Origin of the sequence: Streptomyces sp. NPDC001933 (assembly GCF_042890955.1) — a bacterium.
Lineage (GTDB): Bacteria > Actinomycetota > Actinomycetes > Streptomycetales > Streptomycetaceae > Streptomyces.
Map to the genome: position 1 here is coordinate 1 of NZ_JBIASS010000075.1, position 7688 is coordinate 7688.

The 7688-nt window shown below is 65.9% G+C and carries 7 protein-coding genes and 3 pseudogenes; 5 read left to right on the forward strand and 5 right to left on the reverse strand.

The window, feature by feature from the left end:
• Window positions 1-879 precede the first annotated feature (879 nt).
• Window positions 880-1164, reverse strand: coding sequence for a transposase (locus ACFYY7_RS44640; protein WP_388671998.1), 285 nt, complete (start codon window positions 1162-1164; stop codon window positions 880-882).
• Between the two features lie 257 nt (window positions 1165-1421).
• Here ACFYY7_RS44640 and ACFYY7_RS44645 point away from each other — a divergent pair.
• Window positions 1422-1615: pseudogene (locus ACFYY7_RS44645) on the forward strand (IS256 family transposase); the annotation flags it as partial.
• 55 nt (window positions 1616-1670) lie between these two features.
• On the opposite strand, the gene ACFYY7_RS44650 reads toward ACFYY7_RS44645, so the two are convergent.
• The gene (locus ACFYY7_RS44650; protein WP_388671983.1) at window positions 1671-1895 is read right to left on the reverse strand and encodes a DUF4259 domain-containing protein; all 225 of its coding nucleotides are present in this window, start codon (window positions 1893-1895) and stop codon (window positions 1671-1673) included.
• Between ACFYY7_RS44650 and ACFYY7_RS44655 the strand changes: the two genes are divergently transcribed.
• The 3 genes and pseudogenes from ACFYY7_RS44655 to ACFYY7_RS44665 all read left to right on the forward strand — a co-directional run.
• Entirely contained in the window at window positions 1857-2402 is a 546-nt protein-coding gene (locus ACFYY7_RS44655; RefSeq protein WP_388672000.1) for an IS5 family transposase, read from the forward strand. The genes ACFYY7_RS44650 and ACFYY7_RS44655 overlap by 39 nt on opposite strands.
• 578 nt (window positions 2403-2980) lie before the next feature.
• Window positions 2981-4212, forward strand: a pseudogene (locus ACFYY7_RS44660) (IS4 family transposase).
• 185 nt (window positions 4213-4397) lie between these two features.
• Window positions 4398-4736 (forward strand): annotated as a pseudogene (locus tag ACFYY7_RS44665) (transposase); the annotation flags it as partial.
• 219 nt (window positions 4737-4955) lie between these two features.
• On the opposite strand, the gene ACFYY7_RS44670 reads toward ACFYY7_RS44665, so the two are convergent.
• On the reverse strand, window positions 4956-5657 hold the full coding sequence (locus ACFYY7_RS44670; protein ID WP_388671986.1) for a hypothetical protein: 702 nt from the start codon (window positions 5655-5657) through the stop codon (window positions 4956-4958).
• A 247-nt stretch (window positions 5658-5904) separates the two neighbouring features.
• Between ACFYY7_RS44670 and ACFYY7_RS44675 the strand changes: the two genes are divergently transcribed.
• Entirely contained in the window at window positions 5905-6240 is a 336-nt protein-coding gene (locus ACFYY7_RS44675) for a peptidase inhibitor family I36 protein (RefSeq protein ID WP_388671989.1), read from the forward strand.
• Window positions 6241-6390: 150 nt separating this feature from the next.
• On the opposite strand, the gene ACFYY7_RS44680 is transcribed toward ACFYY7_RS44675, so the two are convergent.
• Both ACFYY7_RS44680 and ACFYY7_RS44685 read right to left on the reverse strand, forming a co-directional pair.
• Window positions 6391-7047 carry a helicase associated domain-containing protein gene (locus ACFYY7_RS44680; RefSeq protein WP_388671992.1) on the reverse strand — a complete coding sequence of 219 codons (657 nt, stop codon included), beginning with the start codon at window positions 7045-7047 and terminating at the stop codon, window positions 6391-6393.
• A gap of 173 nt (window positions 7048-7220) precedes the next feature.
• A complete protein-coding gene (locus ACFYY7_RS44685; protein WP_388671995.1) occupies window positions 7221-7385 on the reverse strand; it encodes a hypothetical protein in 165 nt (54 codons plus the stop codon).
• Between the last annotated feature and the right edge of the window lie 303 nt (window positions 7386-7688).

The window sequence follows — 7688 nt, forward strand, 5'->3', positions numbered from 1 at the left end:
GACTTCAATACCGCCCCGACACCCTCGACGGCTTCATAGCCGGCACCGCCCTGACCCTCGACACCCCAACGTCACCCTGACAAGCCGAAGTCAGTAAAGCCAAGCTCAGAGGGGCAGCAGTTCACTGACCGCGCGGTGCCGGTACGCCTGCCCGCATGCTGATCACCTCGTCGACCAGCCCGAGCACGCGCCGGTGCAACACTTACCACCCATCGCCTGGTCGAGGCTGTGCCCTCTCCTGGATCCGGGCGAACAGCGGGACGATGTCAGAGTTCCGCTGAAGGGATGGTCATGTGCGGGGCGGTTGCCGACCACGGCGCGGGCCCGTCCGGGGGGTGCTCGGACGGGCCCGCGCCGTGGTGGTCAGGCCGGGACTGTGGCAATTTCCGGTTCGGCCTGGGTTGTGTTGCATCCGCCGAGGAACCGTCGTCGTCCGGCAGCTGCTGCTGATCTGACCCCAGCGCCCCGGCCCCCGACGGACACTGTTGGCGAATTCAGATGTTGAGTCCGGTGCGAGCTGAAGCTCGCACCGGACTTCCCTGTCCAGACCAGTGCTGAGGTGCGAGGATGCGTAAGTGGTGACGGAAGCAGAGTGGGAGCGAGTCCAAGGTGGGCTGCGCTTCGGTCAGGTCTTCACGGGCACTGTCGTCCGAGTGCCCAGGCCCGGGGCGATCGGTGTCTTCGTGGACATTGGTCTCAGTGTCGGAGGGTTCGTCGACGTCGGGCTTCTGCCTCGTCAGCGAAGCGAGGGCTGGCCTGCCGAGGGAACAGTGACCGACTTCGAGGTCTGGTGGGTGCACAGCGATCACCAGCAGATACGGCTGAAGCCCTCTGACCCGCACTACCTGTGCGAGGACTTCGCCGACTTCGTTGCCCGATTCAGGCCCAATTGGCCATCCGACATCGGCAAAGCCGTAAGGGGGCCGCGGCCATCAATTCCGTAGGCGTTGCTCTGTTCTCGCTCTGCTGAAGAGCCGCAAAGTGTGAGCCGCGCGTGCGGGCATGGGATGTTACGGAGAGCCAGGCGTCGATGCGGGCGAGGTTGATCGCTGCTCCGGTGAGCTGGTGCTGAAGGCTGGTCTTGGTCAGGCCGCGATAGCGGGATCTGCGCATACCGCGGCGTGGCACGCCTTGAGCGATGGTGCCCTCGACGCAGGCACGGATCTTGTACTGCTCTCTTCACTCGTCGGTTTGCTGGAGGATGCGAGTCTGTTGGAGGGCGTCGTACTCTTCGCGGGGCCGGAGCGTCATCTGTCGACGCTGCATCGTTGGTGTGCTGAGGCAGTCGCGCCGTTGTGGGGAGCAATGCTCAGCACTTGTGGATTGGTTCCGGAAGCGCATGCAGGAGGCGTACCTTCCCGAATGATCCTTAAGGTCTCCGAGTAGGCCCGCGTTGCAGCGCGGGTCGGGAAGGTACGCCCGTGCTCAGCGTAGTCACCGCCGACGGCTCCACGCAGTCAGGCTCCCTGATCGACGAGATCGTGCGGGAAGGCGCCCGCCGGATGCTGGCCGCCGCCCTGGAAGCGGAAGTCAACCAGTACATAGCCGAGTTGTCGGCTGATACCGGCAGTACGGCCGACGTCTCGTGGTCCGCAACGGCCACCACAAGGCAAGGGGTGGCTTCGTTGATCTCTAGGGATTCTGGCACGACTTCCGTGAAGCGGTCACGATCAGTGATCAGTGGGTGTTTCGAGTGCGTGGAGGATCTCTTGCACTTCCTGGCGCCACTGGTCGGCGTCGGTGCTGTCCACCCAGCCGGTTGCCAATTCTGATCCGTCCTGGAGAACCCGGTCCAGTGCGAGTCTCGCCAACGCACGAAGCGAGGCTGGCCTTCGCGCGGGCAGCGGCTCGAGGGCCTGGGCCGCTCGCGCGGCGGGTTCACCACCAAGCTCCACCTGAGCACGGACGGACGCTGCCGCCCGCTGTCCTTGATCGTTACTCCAGGCCAGCGGGCCGACTGTACCCAGTTCAAGCCCGTGCTGGAAAAGATCCGCGTCCCCCGACCGGGGCCGGGCAGACCCCGCAAGAAGCCGGACAGCCTTGCCGCGGACAAGGCATACAGCAACGGCCCAGTACGCGACTACCTGCGACAACGCGGCATCCGACACGCCATCCCGGAGAAGACTGACAGCCAGGCCGCCCGCCTGCGGAAAGGCTCACGCGGCGGTCGGCCACCAGGCTTCGACGAAGAGCGAAACAAGAAGCGCAACACCGTCGAACGAGCTATCAACAAGCTCAAGCACGCCAGAGCCGTCGCACCCGATACGACAAGCGCGGCTACGTCTACCTCGGAACCGCAACCGCCGCGGCCCTCATCATCTGGCTCCGCACATGATCGACCCGGCAGCGGCTACTCGGCGGAGTGCGGGCCCGTCTTGCCCGTGAACGGGAAGAGTGGATAGCCCTCCACACACTGGCCCCCGGGTGGGTGGTACGGCCAACCCATCCCAAACCGGTACAGCAAAGTCAGTGCGATGACAACCGCGAGCGGTGCGAGCCACATGGCTGCCCGCCCACCTCGAAGGGGCCACCTCCGCAGTGCGAGTTGGAGCAGAATCAGCAGCAGAGTCATGCAGAGCCACACGACAGGCAGCATCATCTGCAGCCCTATGTTGTCGCTGGCGTCGTTCCCGAGTGGGCAACTCGCCCACGACCGGATGGTCCACACTGTGCCGCCATACACACCGAAGGCGGAGAGGGCGGGAGCCAGCAAGTACCAGCCGCACCCCGGCGCAGAAGCGGCCGCCCCGCCTTCCGTCCTCGAGACGTGCATCCCTGTGCCTCCCCCCTGAAGACCGCGCCGCAGAGTGACCGAGCAAGCGGACTGACCGACATCCCCCGAGGCGACCGAGCTACTTCACTCACACTGACCAAAGTAGGATCAATTCGGTTCCCACTTGAGCCGCCTCACCGTGATCGGCCGGACAGTTCCTAAACGCAATACCGGTCACTTTGTTGGTGGTGGGTCGTTGGGTGTGGTGTGCCAAGGCCTGGGCAGGTGAAGTCGTCGGGTGAGCGGTTGTCGGGCCGGATCGCTCTGGGTGTGCTGACGCGGGTGTTCCGCCCGAGTTGGTGGATGAGGTGGTTGTTGGGTGTGGGCGTCTGGAACAGCGGTCGCGGCTGTTGCCGGCCCGGGTGGTGGTCTATTTCGTGCTCGCGATGTGTCTGTTCTCCGGGCAGGGCTATGAGGAGGTGGCCCGGCTGCTGACGCAGGGGCTGGAGCGGGTGCGGCGGTGGGAGAAACCGTGGCGGGTGCCCACTACAGCGGCGATTGGCCGGGCCCGCCGACGGTTGGGGCCGGAGCCGTTGAAGGTGCTGTTCGCGCGGGTGTGCCGGCCGGTGGCCGCCCCGGACACTGCTGGTGCCTGGTATCGGCAGTGGCGTCTGGTTGTGGTGGACGGCACGGTCTTCGATGTGCCGGACACCGGGGCGAACAGCGATTTCTTCGGCCGGCCCGGCTCGGGCCGCGGACAGCAGCGCAGTGCCTACCCGCAGGTGAGAGTTGCTGCACTGGTGGAGTGCGGGACACACGCGGTGTTCGCCGCGGCGACCGGCCCGCTGTCGGTTCATGAACAGCAGTTGATTCCCGGGCTGCTGGGCCGGCTCGAGCCGGGAATACTGCTGATGGCCGACCGCGGCATCACCGGCTTCGAGCTGTGGCGGGCCGCCTCGGACACGGGCGCGGACCTGTTGTGGCGCGTCCGCAAGAACATCGTGCTCCCGGTCCTCGAAGCCTTCGACGACGGCTCCTACCTGTCCGAGATCGTTGCGGCAGGCGACCGCAAGCACCGGGACCCGGTCCGGGTCCGCGTCATCGAGTACGCCCTCGGCCGTGAGGACGACGACACGGTCCATCGGCTGATCACGACCATCCGCAGCCCGCAGGAGGCTTCTGCGGTCGACCTGGCGGGTCTCTACCACCAGCGCTGGGAGATCGAGAACACCCTGGCCGAGATCAAGACCCATCAGGGCGGACACCGCCTCGTCCTCCGCTCGCAGTATCCCGATGGCGTCGAGCAGGAAATCTACGGCTTCCTTCTTGTCCACCACGCACTCCGGGACGTCATGCACCACACCGCTCACCAAGCCGGCCTCGACCCCGACAGGCTGTCCTTCACCCGCACCCTTCGTATCGCTCGCCGCCACGTCACCGACCAGGCGGCACTTTCCCCCCTCACGACTCAGTCGAGCCCTGACTCACACCGTCCGTGAGCTGCTGGAACGACTCCTGCCACCCCGCAGGCAACGTTCCAACCCCCGTGTCATCAAAAGCAAGATGGCCAACTGGCGCCTCAAACACACCCACCACCGCAACTCACCCCGCCCACCCACAGCAGCAATCACACTGGTCCCACCCACCAAACGCCAGAAAAACAGTAAATCACCGGATATTGTTCCTAAACGGTCTCGGGCCTCTGCCTGAGCAGATCGCCGTCCACCTCGATGCCGGCTACGACAGCGACAACACCCGCACCCTGCTGGCCGGGCGCGGCCTGCACGGCCGCATCGCTCACAAGGGCGAGAAAGCCCCTGTCCAGGCGAGTCGGCGGTGGCATGTGGAGCGGACACATGCCTGGCAGAACGCCTTCCATCGCCTGGCCCGCTGCTTTGAGCACCGCGCCGTGGTCGCCGATGCGTTCTTGGACCTCATCGACACCATCATCACCGTCCGCAGTCTGATCCGCCGGGCATGGACCACCCACCGCTGGCACACCCGACCCCACCACCGCCCTTGAACCGCCGACGTTGGCACGCCCCTCGGGTGTCGGCCACGTGGCAGCCCCCAGGGGCGTACCGTGCGGGACGTGGTCAGCAGGAGGTCAGCACTGCAACGTTGCAGCATGGCAGGAGTGGTCGCCGGAAGACGTGGTGGCATGCTGGACGATGCTGGACGCGACCGGGACCTGGTGGCGAACAGGCCAGGCCCCATCCGGTTCGGCGGTGAAGGCTCAGGCTCAGTTGTCGCGTGTTTCAGCAGTGCGGAGCGGTAGACCTGCGTTGACTCGCCGCTTCAGCTCGCGGAAGTCATCGAAACCGTCCACGTACGTGATCGCGTTGTCGTTCTCGTCATGGTCGTCGAACACGCGCAGTAGATCGCGGTCGAAATGTTCCAGCATGCGGGGGTCATCTATGTCGATCGCGGCCGGTGGGGTCGCGATCTCAAGGCGCGGCTCACCGATCACCGCGTTGGCGATGAGCGCGCCACCGATGGTGAAGTGATGTTCTTCGCCATAGAAGAGCTGGGCGTGAACGTCGCCGCCGATGTAGGCGGAGCAGTCGTTGTAATCACCGATGAGCCGATCGGTGCTCAGGTCGCCGTAGACCTCGAGCCAGCCGGCGGTCACCACGTCGCGTGCCCGCATGTTGCCGGTCACCAGCAAAAAGGACTCGGGATCGTCGCTATCGCCGTAGGCGCCGTCGACGACCAGATTGCCGAGCACGACCAAGAGGTAGACGCTCTCGTCTGTCAGGTCGAGGCCGCCGGGTATGTGCAGGTCGCCATCGACAAGCCAGACATCGCCGGTGTAGCCCTCGATCTCGTCGAGCGCCGCGGTCACATGCTTGATCTTGTAGTCCTCGTGGAACCGGCCGATTGCCGTGATGACCTCGGTTTGGGAGACCTGATTCTTCTTGTAGCTACGCACGTTGGCAATCATGGCCAGGACACTACCTTCGTGTAATTGGTGTCGAGTTCTGTCGAAGTGCATCTGTCAGATGGCGAGCTGCTGAGTTGGCCTCTTCGAAGCCGCACCGGCATGGTAAATGCCCTCACTGACACGACTGCTCTGGCCCGACACTCCGCGGCGAAATGCCGTAGCACAATCGGTACTTCTACCGACACCACCGATCTGGAGGCATCACCGGACCTGTAGTCACAGTCCGTAGCAGCCGCCCCGCCTCACCATGACCTGGCCAAAACGCCCAACCGCCCCTATCCGTGCGGGTTGTAAGTGCCTGCTATCCGCCTCGCTCGCGTTCGGCCGTCACCGCGACGGCTGCCGACTACCCCGTCACGAAGAAGTGGGGGGGGCGGGCACGGACGCCTGCCCCAAGGGGGCGGTGTGCCTTTACCAGGACAGCAACTACAACAACGACTCGCACGAGGGCAGAGGCGACTGGATCCGGGTGGTTACCGGTACCACCACACGTATCCGGGATGGCGGGAACGACGAGGCCAGCTCCGTCTACGCGAACCTCAACGCGCGCAGCACGCCGACCCGCCCAAGCCAGGTTTCATGACAGGGCCCGTCTGCACCCGCGGACGGGCCCTCGCGTTAGCCAGCGGTTGCAACCAGCCCAAGACACTCAGCAAGCATGTGGGCCGAGCGACAGATTCCACCTGCCGTACGATGCATTCTCCGGCCCCTTTCGCGTCTGTACCTCAGCTGCCTACCAGCGCATCCCGAGCTGGTCGAGGTCTGCCCGGCGTTGTTCGGGGAGTTTGGCGGCGCGTTTGCGGACGTTGTCGAGCCACGTGCCGAGCTTGACCACCACGCCCCCGTCAGCGCCGCCCTGACGGCCTGAAAGCGCGTCCTCCGTCTCCAGGTGCTCAATGTGCTTGCAGGGGACTCGCAGGTGTCCCTCACGGGCGTGGAACTGGCGTGCCGCTGCGAGGTTGAGGGCCCACATGGTGTCCTGCGTCCGTTTCACCGGCCGCTCCTCTTCCTCGGCTGGTGTGACCTTGAGGGTGTTTTCCAGGATCCACTGCTGTACTGGCAGGAGCTGCTCCCACCTGAACCGCTGCGCGTTCACCCAGCGTCCGAGGTTTTCGCCCTGGACGACGACGTCGCCGTCGACCGTGGGTAGGGTGCCGCCGGCCTGGACGTGGTTCTGGACCAGTCGGTAGCGGCGCTGCCACCCGGTGTCCCAGGCAGGGCACCACCCCGGATCGACCGCGTCCAGCTCATCCTGCCGCGCCTCGGTCATCGCACCGGCCGCCGACCGCACGGGGAGGTCGGCCGCGCGCAGCTCCTCGTTTTCCCGCGCCCTACGAGCCGCCGCGCGGGCGTTCTTCGCCCACGCCCCGATCGAATGTCCCTCCCACACCGCTGTCGTCGGGGGAGGAAGTGGCCGTGTGCGGCGGCGTATTCCTTGGCGACGGCGATTCCGTCCGCCCAGGCCGCGTCCTGCTCCGACCACACCATCCCGAGCTTTTCCAGCTCGGTCACCCGCCCGGCCTCCAGCGTCCCGGCCGTGTAGGCGCGGCGCTGCTCGGCGATTCACTGCCCGAGCGGATACCCGCCGACCCCGCCCCAGTCCTCCGGCGTGACGACCGTGTAGGGCACCCGCAGCACGGTGTTCCCGGTTTTCCGCAGCCGCCGACCGGCCGCCTCGATCCCACGCCGCCAGTACGCCCCTTCCGGATCGATCACCCGCAGCCGCACGAACCGCGCCACCGCCGCGGGACGGGCAGGTCTGACTCAGGCCTCTGCACGGGTGGGGGACGTCTGCGGGCTGCCGCTGCTGTGCTGGCCCATCTCCGACGTTCAAATGCCGGTGCGGGTGGTGGGACCAGTGAGCGCGGCGACGTCCGGCTGGCCGCGGGCTGGTACGGTCACGGCGCATCGTCCCCGAACACAAGGAATCGACTCCTACTGACTTCGGCGTATTAGGGTCTGTCCGGTCTATCGAGAGCGAGGCCCGTCCCGGCGAGGAATCCGCCGAGGATGCCGTGCCGGTACTGCAGC

Coding starts and splice junctions, on each gene's coding strand:
- ACFYY7_RS44670 (WP_388671986.1), bottom strand. CDS start 5,657: ATGATTGCCAACGTGCGTAGCTACAAGAAGAATCAGGTCTCCCAAACC.
- ACFYY7_RS44675 (WP_388671989.1), top strand. CDS start 5,905: ATGACCTGGCCAAAACGCCCAACCGCCCCTATCCGTGCGGGTTGTAAG.